The organism is Paenibacillus sp. FSL R5-0527, from assembly GCF_038008055.1.
GTDB classification, from domain to species: Bacteria; Bacillota; Bacilli; order Paenibacillales; family Paenibacillaceae; genus Fontibacillus; species Fontibacillus macerans.
This window is the reverse complement of sequence record NZ_JBBOYI010000001.1, coordinates 433,658-450,634: the sequence shown is the minus strand read 5'-3', so window position 1 is coordinate 450,634 and position 16,977 is coordinate 433,658. Positions and strand designations below refer to the sequence as shown.

Genomic DNA, 16,977 nt, shown 5'->3' with positions numbered 1-16,977 from the left:
AAACTCTATTACGAAAATAGCAAACTTGTCGAAAGACAGGGACGCAAAGCCACAGGGCCTTCTTGACGAAACGTCAATGGCAGCCTGGCCGCCGAAGGGAGTTTGCAGTATGCGCAACATTGTGTTCGCTATTGTAGGGCTTTTTGCGTTATTGATGTGGGCTCCGGATGTACAAGCTGCCCCGTCCGAAGATTGGTTGGGTTTGGAGCAGTTGGACCGTGGCGCCGTCGTCATTCGTTATGATGCGGAAGCCGGGGCCAAAACGAAGCTCATGATCGCAAAAGGTAGTGACAAATATACCTATGTCCTTTCGCCGGACAAGCGGCAGGAAGTATTTCCGCTCCAGATGGGCAATGGTGAATATAAGGTTACCGTTCTGGAACAAGTCAGCGGTACCAAATACAAAATCGTTCAGGAAGCGGCCGTTACACTTCAACTGGCGGATGACAGCAAAGTGTTTTTGAACTCTGTGCAAAATGTCGATTGGAGCGAAAGGGATCAGGCAGCCCAGCTTGCGAAGAAGCTTGCCCAATCCGCTCCGTCCGACGAGAAGAAAGTGCACGCTATTTATGAATATATTGTCGGGACGATCCGGTACGATCATACTCTGGCAGCCAGCGAATTGACGGACTACCTTCCCGATAGCAACCGTACGTTGGCAGGGCGGAAAGGGATGTGTTACGACTATGCCTCCTTGTTCGCTTCCATGTTGCGGAGTATCGGAATTCCGGCCAAGCTTGTTATGGGAACTTCGGAATACGTTGATGTTTACCACGCTTGGAATGAAGTTTATTTGAATGGACAATGGGTAACCATTGATACAACTGTCGATGCGGGCTGGAAGAGCAGTGAGACCGGGGTCAACATGATTAAAGACGCCTCGCGTTATTCCCCGGCTAAATACTATTGATTTTTACGAAATAAACATAGGCTTTGGACGATATGTCCAAGGCTTATTTGGCGTTGTTGAGAAATTGTATAGTATTGGCATATATAATGGCGGAAGCCCATTTGGTTCTGAAGAAAATACAGGCACAATTAATCGTGCGCCAATAAAGATCAGCGGAGGTGATGGACTGAAAATTACCCTATCGACATGTTGTCCGATGGATGCATGGCCCGAATTGCGCACGGAAGGCGGATCGGAACCGAATATAATGAGGGTGATGTAGAGACAGAGGGAGAGATTATGAGGAAAAAGGTTTGTGGAATCGTTGTGGCATTGCTGTTGCTGATGCAGACGCTGTACGGCGCATCCGTTTGGACGGCGAACGCAGCGGCCGGCGTGCAGGAATCGACGGGCAGCGCGCAAGAATCCGTGACGGATAGCGTATATGACCGGCCGGCGCCAGTCGCCAGGCCAGTCGCCAGTGCGGAGAGTATTTTAACCAAAGTCGTGTTAACCGATTTAAACGGTACCGTGATTGATGCGGTGTATAATCCCGACAGCAGTTTGGACGTCGGCGCGGCCGTCAACCTCAGCTATGAGTGGGAGCTTCCAAACGGACACGGCTACAAGAATGGGGATACATTCAGCTTCGAGCTGCCGCGGCAGTTTGAAATTTTTACGGATATTGATGCCCCGCTTCTTGCCGATCAAGGGAAAGTTGGCCGGTTTACGGTCGATTTGAACGGGAAAGTTGTGATGACCTTCAATGATTACGTGGAGAGTCATTCCAACATCGCCGGCAAGCTGGAAATTCGTACGGAATTTAAGAAAGAAGTCCTTAAAGGCAGTACGGAAGTCGTTATTGCCATTCCAGTAAAAAGCGGAGTGCAGACCGCTATCGTGAATCTGAAGCCGAAGGGCGGAAAGCTGATCGAAAAGCAAGGGAAAGCGATTGGCAAAGATCGGATCGATTGGACGGTTCAAGTTAACAAGTCGCTGGAAAAAATCAAGCACGCGGTGCTCACCGACGCACTGCCTGAAGGTTTGGAGCTTATTGCCGACTCTGTGGAGGTTTACCGTTTGCAAGTTAACGGTGACGGATCGGCGGCCCTTGGCGACAAGGTAGATGCCGGCAAATATAAGGTCGAAACGAACGGCGGGGCGAAACTGGAGCTTGCGTTCCAGGATGAGACGATCAGCAAGGCTTATGAGATTCGCTTTTCGACGAAGCTTACCGGCGAGCAGTCGCGCTTTGAAAACACCGCTGTCCTGTCCGGCGACGGAACGGAAGATGCCAAATCGACCGCTACGGTAACGGTAAACCGCGGCCAATTTTTGGATAAATCGTTTAGCGTGGATAACAGCACCGGAATCATCACTTGGACTGTGAAGTACAATTTCAATGAAAAGAAGATTCCAAAAGAGAAAGCGGTCATCACGGACGAATTCAGTGAAATTCATACATGGATTGCCGATTCGCTGAAGGTGTACAACGGGGATTCGAAGGCTGATAAAGATCTGGTTGCAAAGGGCGAATACACCGCCGAACCGGCGGGAAAGAACGGATTCAGCCTTCAATTCAATAAGGATATCGATTCGCCTTATACGATCGTTTATCAGACGAAGCCGGTCGACCGGACGATCGCCGAGGGGAAGCAGGTGAAGAACGAAGTCGTGTCGGGTGATGCGTCCAAGGAAGTGACCACCCCGGCCCAAGGAAGCCGCGCTCTGGTGAAAGGCGTACAGAACATCGATTTTGCCGGGAAAACGGCGAAATGGCTGATTACGGTCAACGGCGATAAAAGGCCGGACGGCGGCAAGTACAGCATGCAGGATGTAGTCATTACGGATACGTTCCCGCAGGGCGGTCTTGAATTCGTTCCGGATTCCATGATCGTAAAAGCGGATGGGAAGCTCGTTCCTAAAAGCGATTATAAGGTCGAGTACGACAATGTACGCAGCGGCTTTGTCATCAAGTTCCTGAAGACCATTGACACCACGTATACGATCGAGTATGAAACGAAGTTTAACATCGGCTGGCTGAAGGAGCGAAAGTTCGATTTTAAGAACAGAGCTGTCATGACGTGGACCGAGGACGGCGAGAAGAAAGGGCCGATCCAACGGGAAGCCGCCTTCTCCTCCGACGATTATACGAAAAACAATGGCGGTAAAGACGGCAGCTACGATCCTGTCAACAAAGAGATCACGTGGAACATCAAGATGAACTACAATCTCGATCCGCTTGACAAAGCCATCGTAACGGATGTTCTGAAGCAGGAGCAGAAGTTTGTTCCGAATTCGGTAAAGGTGTATGCGATGGAGCTGACGGGGGGACGCAATGGCGTTAAGAAGGGCGCTGAAGTTCCGGCTGCTCAATACGAGGTAACGGAACCGTCCGAAGCAAACGGAAACAAACTGACCGTTCAATTTAAGAACAAGATCGTATCCGCCTACTGGATCGAGTTCAAAACATCGCTGCAGGGCACGTTGATTGTCAAGACGATGGATAATACCGCTGAGCTGTGGAACGGCAGCGATAAAGCGGCGATATGGAACGCCAGCGTGACGATTCCGCACGGCGGCGAGTACGTGACGAAGAAAGGCGCCCAAAATGGAAATAAAATCGATTGGACGATTCGCATCAATGAAGGCCAGTCACATATTTCCAACGCCAAAATTATTGACTATCCAAGCGCGAATCAGGTTTTGATCGAGGATTCGTTCCGCCTCTACAAAGCCAAGGTCAATGCAAACGGTGAAGCGGTCAAAGCGGAAGAATTGACCAAAGGGAAAGACTACACGTTAACCATCACAAGGCTTGACGGGGATCAAGAGACGTTTGAATTAAAGTTCACGGACGCCATCTCCACGGCTTATATTTTGGAATACCAGTCGTTCATTGCCGCTGGAGATAAAGAAGCTGTGCAAAATAAGGTGGCCCTCGAAGGAGATCAGCTGAAGACCGAGCTTAGGGAAACGACGGAAGAGGTCATTGTCCGCACTTCCTCCGGTTCAGGTTCGGGCGGCGGCGTGACGGGCAGCCTGGAAGTGACGAAGGTGGACCGCGACGACAACACGAAGCCGCTGGCGGGAGCGAAGTTCGCGCTTTACGATGCAGCGGGCAAACGGACGCCGATTGTAATAACTACGGATGCGGAAGGCAAAGCCCTGTTTACGAAACTGTTGTATGACGATTATATTTTGGAGGAGTTAGCCGCTCCGGAAGGATATAAGATCGATCAGGCAACTTGGAACGTAACGATCGACTCCAGTATTACGAGCCAAGGCAATGTGCTGAAAATGACCGTAACGAACAGCAAGGTACCCGTTAAACCTGGCGAGCCGTCGAATCCGTCCGATCCGTCCGATCCATCCGATCCATCCGATCCGTCCGATCCGGGGAATCCCGGGAACCCAACGAGACCGGACCGTCCATCGACTCCGGTAACGCCGGGCGATCCTTCGACTCCGTCAAATCCGGAGACGCCGCCGACCGGCGAAGTAGAAGTGCCGGATGAAGATATCCCGAGAGGCGAACCGGCAACACCTCAAACGCCTTCGACGGATGATTCGGAAACGCCTACCGTTGATATCGGAGAAGAGGATATTCCACGCGGCGAGCCGAAACCGGAGAAGCCGAAGCCGCAAACTCCGGCATCGGAGAAGCCGGTGTCCATGCTTCCGAAGACCGGTGAAGGAAGCCGTTATCCGTACTATTTGACGGGTCTCGGACTGATCGTTCTCGGTGTATGGTTAAGCCGCAGACGACTAACCAAGTAGCAATATTTCCGGGTGCTTCGGCTCCCCTTGTCCTGGTAGCAGGCAGGGGGAGCCGTTGTTTTTGCTGAAACCCAGGAAGAGGTTAAGATTTCTAAAATTGAAGTTGGCATCGAAAATTGGGGGGAGTTGGCTTTCGGGGGTTATGAGCCTGATTTATAGATTCACATGCCACCCAATGATAACGCATACTTCCTGTGTTACCGCCCCGCGTACATAGCGGACATTAAATTTCCGTAAATGTTGGTGAATTCTGTGCCATTCGTCAAATGAAATGGTGATTTGATCAAAATATCGGCGCTAACTTCTTTCGGTATGAACGTCATTTCATGATGCGCTTATCAGATAATCTGACTATTCTTAGTTTTATAGATATCGGTACAAACTATCCGCTGAATTTTTCATATTCTATACTAGATTAAGCAGAAGGGAGGCGCTGTATATTATGGCTAAATATTACATCCTTTCGCCTGCAAGCAAAGCTAAAGGAATTTCTAAAAACAGAAATAAGAACAAATCCAAAAACATTGCCGCTAACAAAGCGAAAATCATTCAACGTACAACAGTTAAAGTAAATGTGCCCGGCCATGAAAAAAACATTGAGAAACACAATTATTATTAGAACAAACAGAAGGGAGTAATGTTTTTATGCCTAGATCGAGATCAAGATATTACGTTCTTTCGCCCGCAAGCAAAGCTAAGGGAGTTTCTAAAAACAAAAATAAGAACAAATCAAGAAACATTGCCGCTAACAAAGTAAAGGCGATTCAACGCACAACCGTTAAAGTGGTTTTGCCTGAAAATGAAAGAAAGCATAGATGCTGGTATTAAAATTAGCTATTATCCCGCAGTTATTGCGGGATTTTTTTAATTATTATAATCAGGAAATAAGTGCCCATAATCATCTATGTTCCGAGGACTGAGAACGCCGATTCCGGAATATTATCCATTAAAAAAAGCCCTTTCCGCTGTTCATTCAGCAGAAGGGGCTTTACTTAAGGTGCTACTGATCCTCAGAAATATAGAAATTGTTTTTCCCGATTTGGATATTCTTGAGCGAATCTTTGCCGCCGGGAGCGTGATCGAAGAAAAGGCTGCGGACGACGGTCCCGTCCGCATAGGTAAGGACGAGCGTATTGCCCGAGATTTTATAGGTGCCTTTGCCGCTCTTCGATTCGCTCGAATCGGTCGTAGAGACCGTTGCGTCGAGTGAGGCCAAGATCAGGTCCGTGCTCTTGAACGTGCCGTCGCTTGATACTCCGCTGGTTTTATCCCACTTCACTTCCAGTCTCATCGCTTCAAAAAGCGGACGGACCTGCACAAGGGTCGTACCCTCGACCATAATCGGCTGTACCTGATTCCCCCTGATCTTATCTTGGATAAACTAAGCATAGACTACCCACTTTTCCTGTGTCCTCCAAGGTGCAAAAGTCGCCTTTTTGACACAATTATCCTGCGGAATTAGTAATATCGAACAGTTATTGATGATGAAATTCCTTGCCTTACAACAATATTACTGGTAAAGAAGTAGTATTCGCAGGTTCCAAGAAAAATGGCGATGCGAGGATAACCGATACTAACTTGCTGGCAGCTATTGCAACGACAATCCGGCGGCTGAACCTTCAAAATAGCGGCATTTTCTGTCCTTATGTTTTGCTGATCGTGCCATTGACTTTGACGTCGCGGCGTCCTATAGACTTCATGTTGAAGGGGAGGAGGGTTTTTATGGAACTTGCAACCATTAGCGAAGTATCGAGGTTTTTTTAAGTAACGACTCGAACGCTTCGGTACTATGAAGAGCTCGGGCTGATCGCCAGTACGAAAAAGGAAGGCTATGCATACCGGACATATGACAAAGCCTCTCTTAGGCGTCTCGAACAAATCATGATTTTAAGGAAATTAAGTATTCCCTTAAAACAGATCGCGATTATCCTTGAACATGAAGACGCGGCAGCGGCTGTGGACATTTTTAAAGAACGAGTGAAGGAGCTGACGAGCACTATAGAGTCGTTGGCCACGATCAAAGAAATCATAACGAGGCTGATCGAAGAGTTGGAAAGAAACCATGCGCTTGAAATAAACCGCGATCTTTTGTGTGATGAAAGCATGCTTCATGAAATTGACTCTTTATCCTATCTCATTTCGATCCAAGGGAGGAAAAGTAAATGAATGATCTAAACGCGGCAGCGGCGAAACTGCAAAAGCTTGAAAATGTGAGAATGATCCACGTCCCCCCCTGTACAGTCGCGGCGAGTCACTATGTGGGGGAGAACCCTGAGGAGAATGCCGGAGAGCAGCTCGCGGAATTCCTAAAGAAGAGCCGACTTTATAACGTGAAACCAGACGCTCGCGTATTTGGGTTTAATCATCCGAACCCTTCCGATGAGAAACCGTATTACGGGTACGAGTTTTGGGTGACGATCCCTGCCGAAATGGAAGTTCCGGCGCCGCTGGTGAAGAAGCGGTTTGCCGGCGGTATGTATGCGGCGCATACCATAACATTGGGGAACTTCCATGAATGGAAGTGGCTGTCCGATTGGGTTCATAATCATCCGAAATATGAAGCCAATATGTTGAATGACCATGGAGAGTTTATGGGCGGATTGTTGGAGGAACATTTGAATTACGTTTATCATTGCCATCTCAATTGGCCGGAGAGCGATGAGCATCAATTGGATTTGCTGTTCCCGGTCAAGTTGAAAAACTCCTAATAAAGTGACGACAGGTTGCCGGAACGAACCGGCAGCCAGCTTCCGCTGCCAGCATGTCTATTTATTGTTCAGATGCAGTTGTTAAACTGGTATATTAGGGTGCGCTGCTTTATTTAACAGTGAGAGGTGGACACAAATGATGAACAAACCGGCGGTAACGGACGAATTGGTCTTCAGAGCGATGGAGAAGAATTTGGCCATGATCCGTTTTGACATCGATCGTAAGGTGACCTATGTCAATGAGGTATTCGCTAAGACGATGGGATATCAAATTGAGGATATAATGAAAATGCAGCATCGGGACTTCTGCTTTGAATCATTTGCTAATTCACCGGTTTATGAGCAGTTCTGGACGGCGCTGTTGTCCGGGCAAAGCTTTCAGGATAAGATTGAACGGAAAAATGCCCGTGGTGAAACGGTGTGGCTGGAGGCCACTTATATGCCGATCTATGATGAACAGGAAGCCGAGGTTATCGGCGTCTCCAAAATTGCAACGGATATTACCCAACGCCAATTCAGCCTGTCCATGGTGGTTAAAGAATTGGAGGCGGCCTCTCAAGACTTAAATCAGCATGCGGAAGCGGGAATCGGAAGGAGCCGGGAGCTGCTGCTCAGCGTGGACCGGATTGCTGAGTTTTCGGAAGATAACACCCTTACCCTTGAGGGGCTGCAGGAGCAAGCCAAGTCAATCCAGGGGATTGTGCAGACGATCCGTGATATTGCCTCTCAGACCAACCTGCTCGCCCTAAATGCAGCCATCGAGGCGGCCCATGCGGGGCCGTACGGCAGAGGGTTTGATGTAGTGGCTTCGGAGGTGCGCAAGCTGTCGGGCGAGGTGTCGGAATCCATCGTCAAGGTGCAAAATGCCATTAGCGGCATTACAAAGGAGATCACCGAGATATCGGACGGTATCAACCGCGTCCAATCTTCCATCGAGGAGAGCCAGCAACAGATACGCGTAACCATGGAAGACTTCAACAATATCGCCGCCTCCGCCCAAAAATTGGACGAGCAGGCACGGAACGTTGCGGCAAATATTTAAAATACGGCCTAGACATTCGGTCATAAGAAGGCAGAACAATGACATCCTCCTTTGCGGCCTCTGCCCATACCCAGTGCTTTCCCTTAACCCCGTATTTCAACGAAGCATCTTCTTCCGGGTCGGGATTGGCGCTGACATAATCAAGAATCTGCAGGATCGTCTCCAGCTTGCCCGGCTCTTTGGCGGCGTCCCGCGCCGATCGCGGTGAAGCTCATCAGCATGTCATAGGCTTTGGAACCCCGTTTGCCGCCCGGTCCGCTAAAGGGCTGACCGAACACAATCCGGGCCTGCGGATTTTTGGCGGTTAATTCCTTCGCATTATAGGCGGCTTCTACCGGAGTCTCTTTGCCCTCGAATGGTCGTCGTAAGTCCATGCCGAGTAATCGCCGTCTTGAATCCAGTGATAGTAGTTGCCCATTGAGGTTATGCCGATTCTTCCATTAATAAAAGCATGGGACAGATGTTTGTAGCCCCCTTTATTCTCCCCGGTAATAAATTCCTGATCGATGATGCCGTCAAGGTACCATTTGCGAAGGTACTGCAAGGCCTCCTTCATTTCCGGCTCCAAAGCGCCCACCAGATTCCCGTCTTTCCTTCCGAAGTAGATCTGGTCCGCGAAAACGATCTGCCCGAAGGCGCCGAACACCTGAAGCAGAGCGGTACGGCCGAAAAGAGCGGAATTTACCGCCATGATCGTCCGTGCTTTCGGGCTGACCTCAAGTGCTGATGCGGCGGTATTCAAGGATACGGGCTCGCATTGGGCTGCCGGTTACATCGGCGCATTGGCGGAGAAGGGGATCGTGAACGGTTATGCGGACGGCAGCTTTAAGCCGAATGCAACCATTACCCATGCCGAGATGGTGACGATGATTTCGCGTGTTATGAATCTTAGCGTGCTTTCCACAGGCGTGCGGGCCAGCTATAGTGATGTAAGCAGCGGACACTGGGCGGCGGATGCGATTGAGCAGGCCTCGTACGCTGACGTGTCACCGGGAGAGCAAATTAATGGTTACCGATTAATTGCATACCGCAGTTGAACCACGCCGCCGCCGAGGGGCTTGCAGTCCAGCAATTCCACATGTTTGCAGCGGTAGTGGTCTTTGTCGATTAAAAGATTCAATCCTTTACCCTCCAACACAGGCGCCACATTGAAAATCACTTCGTCTATCAGTTCTTGGCCGAGAAACGAATTGTGGATATCCGCACCGCCGCTGATGAGCGCGGTTTGATGGCCTTTTTGCTGTAAGTAGTCCAAGGCTTCTTGCGGAGATCCTACAACCGTGACCCCCGGGATGCTAGGGATGCTGTTGGAAATGACAACGATATCGAGATCGGCAAAGGGACCTCCGCCACCACCGTTTTCGGCCATGCTTTCGAAAGTGCGGCGTCCAACGATGAAATTTCCCGCAGCTTTAGCTTGTGCCGCGAAGTCGGCCAGAGCTTCTGTTGTCGGCGGGTTATCGGGACCTGATTGCGCATAATTGCCGTTGGCGGCTAACGTTGCCCATAAAATAGTTTTCATAGTAATATTCCTCCTTAGGATTTGTTCCTGCCTTCGATTCACATCGTAATTCATCTATGGTACATTTGAAAAGTAGTTACATTTAAGTGCAATAGTTTCAAAAAATGAACTATGGAGTGATAATTCATGATGGATCAATCCTGTCCCGGCACTGTTGAACCTATCTTGGAGATTTTGGATAGCAAATGGATGCTTCTTCTTTTGTTTGAACTATTTAACGGGACCCGCCGGTTTGGGGAATTACGCCGCAAGCTGCAGCCGATTAGTCCGAAAACGTTGACAGATCGCTTGCGGCTGTTAGAGGAGAAGGGGATTGTTACGCGGACGATTTTCCCCGGTGTACCGCTGCATGTCGAATACGAACTCACCGCGGCCGGGCAAGGTCTGCAGCCGATTTTTGCAGCTATGTGGACGTGGACTCAAGAGTATGGCGGATATCTAAAGAAAGGGACGAACGAGATGAATGAAGAAGGAGAAAAGGTTAGCCGGTAAATCAAAAAAAGAGGGCAACTCCTAAGTCATCTTCAGTGACTTTGGGGCAGCCCCTCAAGTTAGCCATTTTTACGCTTGCTTCCCCCTGCGGCTGCTGTTCAGCCACTGATATACGGCAACGGCCAGTACCGAGCCGGCAAGCGGTGCGATAAGAAACACCCAAACTTGGGATAAAGCCGTTCCGCCAACCAGCAGCGCCGGCGCCAGGCTTCTTGCAGGATTGACGGACGTTCCCGTTAAGGCGATGCCTAAAATATGTACGAAAGCAAGCGTGAGTCCGATGACCAGGCCGGTTACGTTCCCGTTGCTTTCAGTGGAGGTCACGCCAAGAATGGTATAGATAAAAACGAAAGTTAACACGATTTCGACAATGACCGCCATCTGGGCTGAAATCCCGATCCCATAGCCGGGGCCGAAGCCATTTTGGCCAAGCCCTGTTGTTGGCATGCCCGCGGAGACGAGGATGGCGTACAGAATGGCAGATCCTGCAATAGCACCGGCGATTTGCGCCACAACGTATCCGATGAAATCGGTACCGGTTAGCTTACGTTTAAGAAGCATGGCGAGAGAAACCGCCGGATTAATATGACACCCCGAAATCGGACCGATAACGTAGGCCATCGCCACAATTGACAGCCCGAATGCCAAGGCGATTCCCAAATTTCCGAGCTCTCCTCCCGCCGTAGCGGCACTGCCGCAGCCGAACAGAACAAGCACTAATGTTCCAATGAATTCGGCCGCATACTTTTTGAATGAAGCGTTCATAACTACCTCCTAAAAATATAAGTGAATCCCATTGTAAATCAGGCAGATTGACAAAAACTGAACATACAGTGGGATTGGCGCTTCAGGAGGTTTACGGAGCGTGGTTACGAACTTGATCTTACCGTTAGCATGAACGTACGGCCTTTGAATCGTTGTCATAATATAGTCCTAGATGATAAGCTCGCATCAGGAGACTTTCGAAAATTTCCGGCCTTGAATCCAGGGTGTCATAAAGGATCTCAACCTTGCTGTTAGAAATTCCGCAGTATTCGGCAATTGCGGTGTTTAGAAGCTGGGAGAGCATTTTATCGTACTGTCTCTTCTCAAAGTCTTCTTGCGGAGCTCCTCCCAGGCCGAGCCATAGCACTCGTTTATGATGCAATTTATTGGAGCCGTACGCAAAACCATCGTTCCATACCCGGTCGATGTATCCTTTCAGCATAGCGGGCAGATTGTACCACCATATCGGGAAAATAAAGGCGAGCGCGTCGTGATTTTTCATTCGTTCCATCTCGGCTTCCACCTCTGGTGAATAGATCTTGCGATTCGATGACCAATCCGGTTCGTCCGCTTCCCACATGACAGGATTGAAGCCGCTGCGGTGCAGATCCAGCAATTCTGTCTCATGTCCCGCATCAGTAAGCCCCTGTATGAATCTGTCCGCGACGGCAAACGTTAGGGAATTCACTCTTGGGTGCGACACAACGGTCAAAATTTTCATAAATGTCACCTTCCAGATCTAAAATTTTTACCTCGAATAAGCTACGATAAAATTATCTAATAAGCAGTAAGAAATAGGAAGTACTTACTTTAATGTGATATAATCACTCGAAAGTGATATAGTCACTTATTAGTAACTGTTCACCCTGATTGGCGAGAGGATGGTTATCCCATGGAAAAGCAGACCACAAGGACGTATAACATCCCTGCGGAAGCGACGCTGGAGGTCATAGGCGGGAAGTGGAAATTATTGATTTTATGCCATTTGAACTGCGGACCCGGCCCCATGAGAACGAGCGAATTAAAAAAGGCTATTCCCGAAATTACGCAAAAAATGTTAGTTCAGCAGCTTCGGGAGCTGGAGGAAGACGGCATCATCACGAGAACGGTATATAATCAGGTGCCGCCGAAGGTCGTCTATGAAATCAGTGAACTTGGATTGTCGCTGAAATCGATATTGGACCAATTGGACGAGTGGGGCGAGCAATATATCCGTCAGCGGCAATGCAAATCCTCCTGCTCCGGATGACGGTAAAATACTGCTTGCTCCTTCAATTCGCATAAATCATCGCCTTCTATGGAATGCTATGGCATAAAATGCTGTTGCTTAATATAGGAGGTGGTTAAGTGAAATCGCTGAGAATGTTGGCTGTCTGTCTGCTTGTAGTGACGATGTGCCAAGGATGCGCGCAGAACCCGGGAAAAGGCAACAACCAACCCGAGGCCAAAACGCAAAAGATTTCACAGGCAGGCCCGATACAGCGGGATCGACTGCCCAACGGCACGCCTGAACTCCAAGGCGGCCCGGAGGGCCATGTCCGTAAGCCTCATCCGATGTCGCTTGCCGATTTGCACCATAAGTATCCAACCTATTACGTGCTGAACGGGCCTCAAAGCAAACGGCAGGTTGCGCTTACGTTCGACGATGCGCCGGATGCCGTATTCACGCCGCAAGTGCTCGATGCGTTAAAGCAGGCCGGGGTAAAGGCCACCTTTTTTGTGGTCGGCAACCGGGCCGAGGCACACCCCGACATCATGGCCAGGATCGTTAGAGAAGGGCACGTAGTCGGAAACCATTCCTACAGCCATTCGAACTTGCCGAAGCTTAGCGATCTTAAGTTCCGCAGCGAGGTGACCCGGACGGACGAGATCATCCGCAATTACACCGGTTACTTGCCTACCCTATTTCGGCCGCCCTACGGCAATACGGATGAGAATCAGATTCTCTGGCTTGCGAGCAGAGATAAAAGAATCGTCGGATGGAACGTTGATTCACTTGACTGGAAAGGGCTTAATGCGGATCAGGTGAGTACCAATGTGCTTGGCCATATTCTGCCGGGCGCGATTATTCTGCAGCATGCCGCCGGTGGACAAGGCGAGGATTTGAGCGGTACTGTCGCTGCGATCCCCCGGATCGTAAAATCTCTGAAAAGCGATGGCGTTGAGTTCGTTACGGTTGAAGACCTGCTGAACCTGAACAAGAATGCGAAAGAAAATATTCGGGCCGGGTCAAAACAGTGATCCGGTCTAGGGTACGAAAAAATACCCCTACAGGAGGATTGGTGTCCTGCAGGGGCATACAGGCGAAAATTAATTGGCGATGCTGACGCTGCCGGGGCGGGATTTACAAATTTTTTTATCCGGGCAGCCTCTTCGAATCAAAACGGGATTCGTTTTGAATGTATCACATACCCATGCTTGGCCCCCCAATTCACGAGTCCGCTCCAGAAGTTTTCACAAGCAGAAACGATTTTTGCGGGTTCCGCCAACGTCCCGGACATCACCATGCCCGCAACACGGTCGAATCCTTGCGGACGATCCGGCAGTTTCAGGGCTTCCGGCAAAACCATTGCTCCGGTCGAGTAAAGTTTCCGGTTGTGCAGCCCGGCCAACATAGCTCCGTATTGCGCGAACTGCACCGCCAAGTACGGCAAGTAGGTGCGTGGGCCGTTTAGACTGGCATTTCTGAGCTTGCCAACAAATTCGTCCATTTCCCCGACAAGCACCTCGTTGATTGCACGCGTGAAGTCCTCCTTTGTTGGCGACTCGGCCGCTTCCTTTAATCTAGGAAAAAATGCTTCAAGTGCAACGAATTCAATGAAACTTCTACTATATATAAGAATATATAAAATAAACATACAGGGATGATTGGTAGAAGGAGAATAACGAATGGAAGACCAAGGAATAGTCCGCCTATACTTACAGCGCTCACAGCAAGCTATTTTAGAGACAAAGAATAAATATTGGGAGTTGCAATAGTAACATGCTCTAATAAAAGTGAATTCGTTGAAATCATTAATGTTGAAGAGAGAAGGTCAAGCCCGGAGTTAGTGGAATCAGCAAGAGTCAAATATGGTGTACAAAAAAAATTAGATACATGGGTCCGCGTAGATCATGAGAATTATAGCTATGCAAATAACATAGTGTGGAAAGACAATGATACGTTAGAGTTTGAAGGTTCCTTTTCATACCAGGATAATGAGATTGTAGAGGATGTTGCTGTAGCGTATCAGTTTAGTAAAAAGGTAATAGAAGTCAAAGAAAACGGTTCCTCTAAGTGAGGAACCGAAGTGTGACGAAGAACTGTCCTATCTCATTATAGCGGTGAGGTAACGCCTAATCTAATTGTTTACCGCTTCGTCGGGCCTCTAAAGGCAAACGGCCTCCGCTTTGAATGGAGTCGCGGCTATCTTTGCCAATCGCGGGCCGCTGCTCTTTGACTTGCTTCAATGCGGCGACGATCAGAAAGCTGATGATGACGAGGAGAAGCCAGGAACTGATCTTGCCGACATGGACAAGATGCCAGGCGTCGGATTGATTCGGGTATTTCCACGCGCTAAAGAAGGTGGCGACATTCTCCGCAATCCAAATAAAGAAGCCGATCAGCACGAAGGCGAGGGCTAGCGGCATCCGGTAGCGATGGCGCCCAACCTCATAGGTCACCCAGGTTCGCCAAAATACGATCAGCACCAACGCGGACAACCACCAGCGAACGTCGATCCAATAATGGTGGGTGAAGAAATTCAAATAGATGGAAGCGGCGAGCGGGATGACCAGCCAGAGCGGCGGAAAGCGAACCAGTTCAACCTTCAGACGCCGCCAGGCCTGACACAAGTAGCTGGCCACGCTGGCATACATAAATCCGCTGTAGAGGGGGACCCCGTTCACCTTCGTCCAGCCTTCTTCCGGGTAAGACCAGGACCCCATGTGAACCTTGAACATTTCCAGAGCCAAACCGATCAGGTGGAAGACGGTGATCACCTTCAGTTCGTCGCGGGTTTCAAGTCCGGAACGCAGCATCCATACTTGCATGGTTAGGCAGATGATCAGCAGCCAATCGTAACGGTGCAGCCAGGGAAGAGGGATGAACCGGGTCAGAGCCAGCGAAGCAAAGATGGCCACGGGAAATACGCAGGACAAAGCTTGCTGCCAGCCGAAGCGAACCAACTGCTGCAGGGCATGCCATAAGCGGTTTTTCATAAGTGTCTCCCCCATCTATCCATTTGATCCCTGAGTCTCTTCATCGTTTCTGTATTCCAAAATATCTCCAGGCTGACAATCCAAAGCCTTGCAAATCGCCTCTAACGTGGAAAATCGAATCGCTTTGGCTTTCCCATTTTTCAATACGGAAAGATTCGCCATCGTGATGCCGACCTTCTCCGAAAGTTCCGTGACGCTCATTTTCCTTTTCGCCAGCATCACGTCAATATTGATGATCACGGCCACGTTATTCACCTCAGATCGTTAAGTCGTTCTCGGATTTTATGTCGATGGCATTTCTTAATAGCTTTTGAAGCACAGCCGCAAAGACGGCGATCACGATGGACGCAAAAGCAATGACCAATCCGAGCGCGGCGAGCCCCGGGGCGTCGTCTTTCTCCGCGATGATATAAAGAACCGGCAGAATTGCCGCATACAAGATGCTGATGGCGATTGCACAATTTTTAATATTTTTTAAAGCCGTCACCGACGATTCCGAGAAAGCGGTGTTCTTGTCGATATAACTTAAAAGCTTCAACGTCTGATGCAACGCAAAGAAAAACGGGATCGCCGCTCCATACATACCAATTAGAATAGGCAAGTAAATCATCGCGGGGTAATTTTCAATCAATTCATTGACGATCCCGGGCACCCCAAACAGACACAAAGCCAATACCACAATGCCCATCAGGAAAACAACACCCTTTAAGAACAGCGTTGAACCTTGTTCACGTTTCATCAAAAACACCTCACGTAGTTAATGTCGACTTAAACTTAACATGTAATTTATCGTTTTACAATAAATTTTTATCAATTTTTATGATATAAATATCGTTTTGCGCTGGCTGAATGACCGTGCTTTATATTGTCTTGGTGGCTATAGCTCTAAAGGGGATTGGATTAGTTGATTTTAATCTAAGTTTAATAACAATACGCGATCATAGGCAGCCCAAGGGTTTGCTCTCCTCTTGGCAAGTGTTGGGTTCAAAAATATATGTTATGGTTTTCGTGGGGCCCCAATCCCACTCATAAGGAGGACATTATGAACTTCCATAACGAACTCAAGACAAGTCGGATTGGCAAAAAATTGTTGGGTGCCGGTCTTTGCCTTTCGATCATTTTTTCCGGGAGCGTGGCGTTTACGAGCCAACCTGCCCAAGCCGCGGCGGCTTCGTCCAACACATCCATTGCGGATCATATTGCCGCCACCGGCGAACAATTTATGGGCGTTCCTTATCGCTTTGGTGCCAAATCGGGAAGAACCGATGCGTTTGATTGTTCCTCTTTTGTTCAATATGTGTACAAGCAAAACGGCATCAATCTTCCGCGTTCGTCGCGGCAACAGGCGACGGTAGGCACCCCGGTGTCCAAAGATCAATTGCAGCCGGGCGATTTGGTCTTCTCGGATACGAATCGGGACGGCGTTATTAATCACGTAAGTATTTACATCGGGAACGGCCAATTGCTGCACACGTATCGGGTTGGCATCGGCGTCACGATTTCCGACTTTGCGGGCAGCGCCTGGGATCGGACGTTTGTGACGGCTCGCCGTGTACTTTAAGGCAATGGATAAGAACAC

The 16,977-nt window shown here is 49.2% G+C and carries 20 protein-coding genes, 2 pseudogenes and 1 riboswitch; of the genes and pseudogenes, 12 read left to right on the top strand and 10 right to left on the bottom strand.

The window, feature by feature from the left end:
- Positions 1 to 8: 8 nt before the first annotated feature.
- Positions 9 to 96, top strand: a riboswitch (cyclic di-GMP riboswitch).
- 13 nt (positions 97 to 109) lie between these two features.
- The 3 genes from NYE69_RS02050 (at position 110) to NYE69_RS02040 (ending at position 5,288) form a co-directional block, all read left to right on the top strand.
- Positions 110 to 910, top strand: coding sequence for a transglutaminase-like domain-containing protein (locus NYE69_RS02050; protein ID WP_340923359.1), 801 nt, complete (start codon positions 110 to 112; stop codon positions 908 to 910).
- A 279-nt stretch (positions 911 to 1,189) separates the two neighbouring features.
- On the top strand, positions 1,190 to 4,669 hold the full coding sequence (locus NYE69_RS02045; RefSeq protein ID WP_340923356.1) for a collagen binding domain-containing protein: 3,480 nt from the start codon (positions 1,190 to 1,192) through the stop codon (positions 4,667 to 4,669).
- A gap of 442 nt (positions 4,670 to 5,111) precedes the next feature.
- On the top strand, positions 5,112 to 5,288 hold the full coding sequence (locus NYE69_RS02040; protein ID WP_240752237.1) for a hypothetical protein: 177 nt from the start codon (positions 5,112 to 5,114) through the stop codon (positions 5,286 to 5,288).
- A 381-nt stretch (positions 5,289 to 5,669) separates the two neighbouring features.
- Here the strand turns inward: NYE69_RS02040 and NYE69_RS02035 are convergent, their stop codons facing one another.
- The gene (locus NYE69_RS02035; RefSeq protein WP_445744809.1) at positions 5,670 to 6,011 is read right to left on the bottom strand and encodes a hypothetical protein; all 342 of its coding nucleotides are present in this window, start codon (positions 6,009 to 6,011) and stop codon (positions 5,670 to 5,672) included.
- 152 nt (positions 6,012 to 6,163) lie between these two features.
- On the opposite strand from NYE69_RS02035, the gene NYE69_RS02030 reads away from it, so the two are divergent.
- The 4 genes and pseudogenes from NYE69_RS02030 (at position 6,164) to NYE69_RS02015 (ending at position 8,419) form a co-directional block, all read left to right on the top strand.
- Entirely contained in the window at positions 6,164 to 6,433 is a 270-nt protein-coding gene (locus NYE69_RS02030; RefSeq protein ID WP_340923350.1) for a hypothetical protein, read from the top strand.
- A 12-nt stretch (positions 6,434 to 6,445) separates the two neighbouring features.
- Positions 6,446 to 6,835: pseudogene (locus tag NYE69_RS02025) on the top strand (MerR family transcriptional regulator); the annotation flags it as partial.
- Positions 6,832 to 7,377 carry a GyrI-like domain-containing protein gene (locus tag NYE69_RS02020; RefSeq protein ID WP_340923347.1) on the top strand — a complete coding sequence of 182 codons (546 nt, stop codon included), beginning with the start codon at positions 6,832 to 6,834 and terminating at the stop codon, positions 7,375 to 7,377. The pseudogene NYE69_RS02025 and the gene NYE69_RS02020, both read left to right, overlap by 4 nt.
- Positions 7,378 to 7,513: 136 nt before the next feature.
- Positions 7,514 to 8,419: a methyl-accepting chemotaxis protein gene (locus tag NYE69_RS02015; protein WP_340923343.1), complete on the top strand. Its 906-nt coding sequence runs from the start codon at positions 7,514 to 7,516 to the stop codon at positions 8,417 to 8,419.
- A gap of 140 nt (positions 8,420 to 8,559) precedes the next feature.
- On the opposite strand, the gene NYE69_RS02010 is transcribed toward NYE69_RS02015, so the two are convergent.
- Together NYE69_RS02010 and NYE69_RS02005 are read right to left on the bottom strand one after the other, a co-directional pair.
- The gene (locus NYE69_RS02010; RefSeq protein WP_340923339.1) at positions 8,560 to 8,793 is read right to left on the bottom strand and encodes a hypothetical protein; all 234 of its coding nucleotides are present in this window, start codon (positions 8,791 to 8,793) and stop codon (positions 8,560 to 8,562) included.
- Positions 8,751 to 9,110, bottom strand: a complete 360-nt coding sequence (locus tag NYE69_RS02005; RefSeq protein ID WP_340923337.1) for a hypothetical protein — start codon at positions 9,108 to 9,110, stop codon at positions 8,751 to 8,753. The genes NYE69_RS02010 and NYE69_RS02005 overlap by 43 nt, the downstream gene beginning before the upstream one ends.
- Between NYE69_RS02005 and NYE69_RS02000 the strand changes: the two genes are divergently transcribed.
- On the top strand, positions 9,109 to 9,456 hold the full coding sequence (locus NYE69_RS02000) for an S-layer homology domain-containing protein (protein ID WP_340923334.1): 348 nt from the start codon (positions 9,109 to 9,111) through the stop codon (positions 9,454 to 9,456). The two genes, NYE69_RS02005 and NYE69_RS02000, sit on opposite strands and share 2 nt — an antisense overlap.
- Here the strand turns inward: NYE69_RS02000 and NYE69_RS01995 are convergent.
- Positions 9,429 to 9,941, bottom strand: coding sequence for a dihydrofolate reductase family protein (locus tag NYE69_RS01995; RefSeq protein ID WP_340923331.1), 513 nt, complete (start codon positions 9,939 to 9,941; stop codon positions 9,429 to 9,431). The genes NYE69_RS02000 and NYE69_RS01995 overlap by 28 nt on opposite strands.
- 126 nt (positions 9,942 to 10,067) lie before the next feature.
- Here NYE69_RS01995 and NYE69_RS01990 point away from each other — a divergent pair, with 126 nt between their 5' ends.
- Positions 10,068 to 10,433 carry a winged helix-turn-helix transcriptional regulator gene (locus tag NYE69_RS01990; RefSeq protein ID WP_328269935.1) on the top strand — a complete coding sequence of 122 codons (366 nt, stop codon included), beginning with the start codon at positions 10,068 to 10,070 and terminating at the stop codon, positions 10,431 to 10,433.
- A gap of 69 nt (positions 10,434 to 10,502) precedes the next feature.
- On the opposite strand, the gene NYE69_RS01985 is transcribed toward NYE69_RS01990, so the two are convergent.
- Both NYE69_RS01985 and NYE69_RS01980 read right to left on the bottom strand, forming a co-directional pair.
- Positions 10,503 to 11,198 carry an MIP/aquaporin family protein gene (locus NYE69_RS01985; protein ID WP_340923326.1) on the bottom strand — a complete coding sequence of 232 codons (696 nt, stop codon included), beginning with the start codon at positions 11,196 to 11,198 and terminating at the stop codon, positions 10,503 to 10,505.
- A 124-nt stretch (positions 11,199 to 11,322) separates the two neighbouring features.
- Positions 11,323 to 11,919 carry an NAD(P)H oxidoreductase gene (locus NYE69_RS01980; RefSeq protein WP_340923323.1) on the bottom strand — a complete coding sequence of 199 codons (597 nt, stop codon included), beginning with the start codon at positions 11,917 to 11,919 and terminating at the stop codon, positions 11,323 to 11,325.
- Positions 11,920 to 12,090: 171 nt separating this feature from the next.
- Between NYE69_RS01980 and NYE69_RS01975 the strand changes: the two genes are divergently transcribed.
- Together NYE69_RS01975 and NYE69_RS01970 are read left to right on the top strand one after the other, a co-directional pair.
- Positions 12,091 to 12,447, top strand: a complete 357-nt coding sequence (locus NYE69_RS01975; RefSeq protein ID WP_340923320.1) for a winged helix-turn-helix transcriptional regulator — start codon at positions 12,091 to 12,093, stop codon at positions 12,445 to 12,447.
- Between the two features lie 98 nt (positions 12,448 to 12,545).
- Positions 12,546 to 13,439 carry a polysaccharide deacetylase family protein gene (locus tag NYE69_RS01970; RefSeq protein ID WP_445744742.1) on the top strand — a complete coding sequence of 298 codons (894 nt, stop codon included), beginning with the start codon at positions 12,546 to 12,548 and terminating at the stop codon, positions 13,437 to 13,439.
- A 137-nt stretch (positions 13,440 to 13,576) separates the two neighbouring features.
- Here the strand turns inward: NYE69_RS01970 and NYE69_RS01965 are convergent.
- From NYE69_RS01965 to NYE69_RS01950, 4 genes and pseudogenes are all read right to left on the bottom strand, one after another.
- Positions 13,577 to 13,999 (bottom strand): annotated as a pseudogene (locus NYE69_RS01965) (kanamycin nucleotidyltransferase C-terminal domain-containing protein); the annotation flags it as partial.
- A 535-nt stretch (positions 14,000 to 14,534) separates the two neighbouring features.
- On the bottom strand, positions 14,535 to 15,398 hold the full coding sequence (locus tag NYE69_RS01960) for a DUF817 domain-containing protein (protein ID WP_340923315.1): 864 nt from the start codon (positions 15,396 to 15,398) through the stop codon (positions 14,535 to 14,537).
- 15 nt (positions 15,399 to 15,413) lie between these two features.
- Entirely contained in the window at positions 15,414 to 15,644 is a 231-nt protein-coding gene (locus NYE69_RS01955; protein ID WP_036627271.1) for a helix-turn-helix domain-containing protein, read from the bottom strand.
- 10 nt (positions 15,645 to 15,654) lie between these two features.
- Entirely contained in the window at positions 15,655 to 16,137 is a 483-nt protein-coding gene (locus NYE69_RS01950; RefSeq protein ID WP_340923310.1) for a DUF2975 domain-containing protein, read from the bottom strand.
- A gap of 303 nt (positions 16,138 to 16,440) precedes the next feature.
- Here NYE69_RS01950 and NYE69_RS01945 point away from each other — a divergent pair, with 303 nt between their 5' ends.
- A complete protein-coding gene (locus NYE69_RS01945; RefSeq protein ID WP_328269924.1) occupies positions 16,441 to 16,959 on the top strand; it encodes a C40 family peptidase in 519 nt (172 codons plus the stop codon).
- Positions 16,960 to 16,977: the final 18 nt, after the last annotated feature.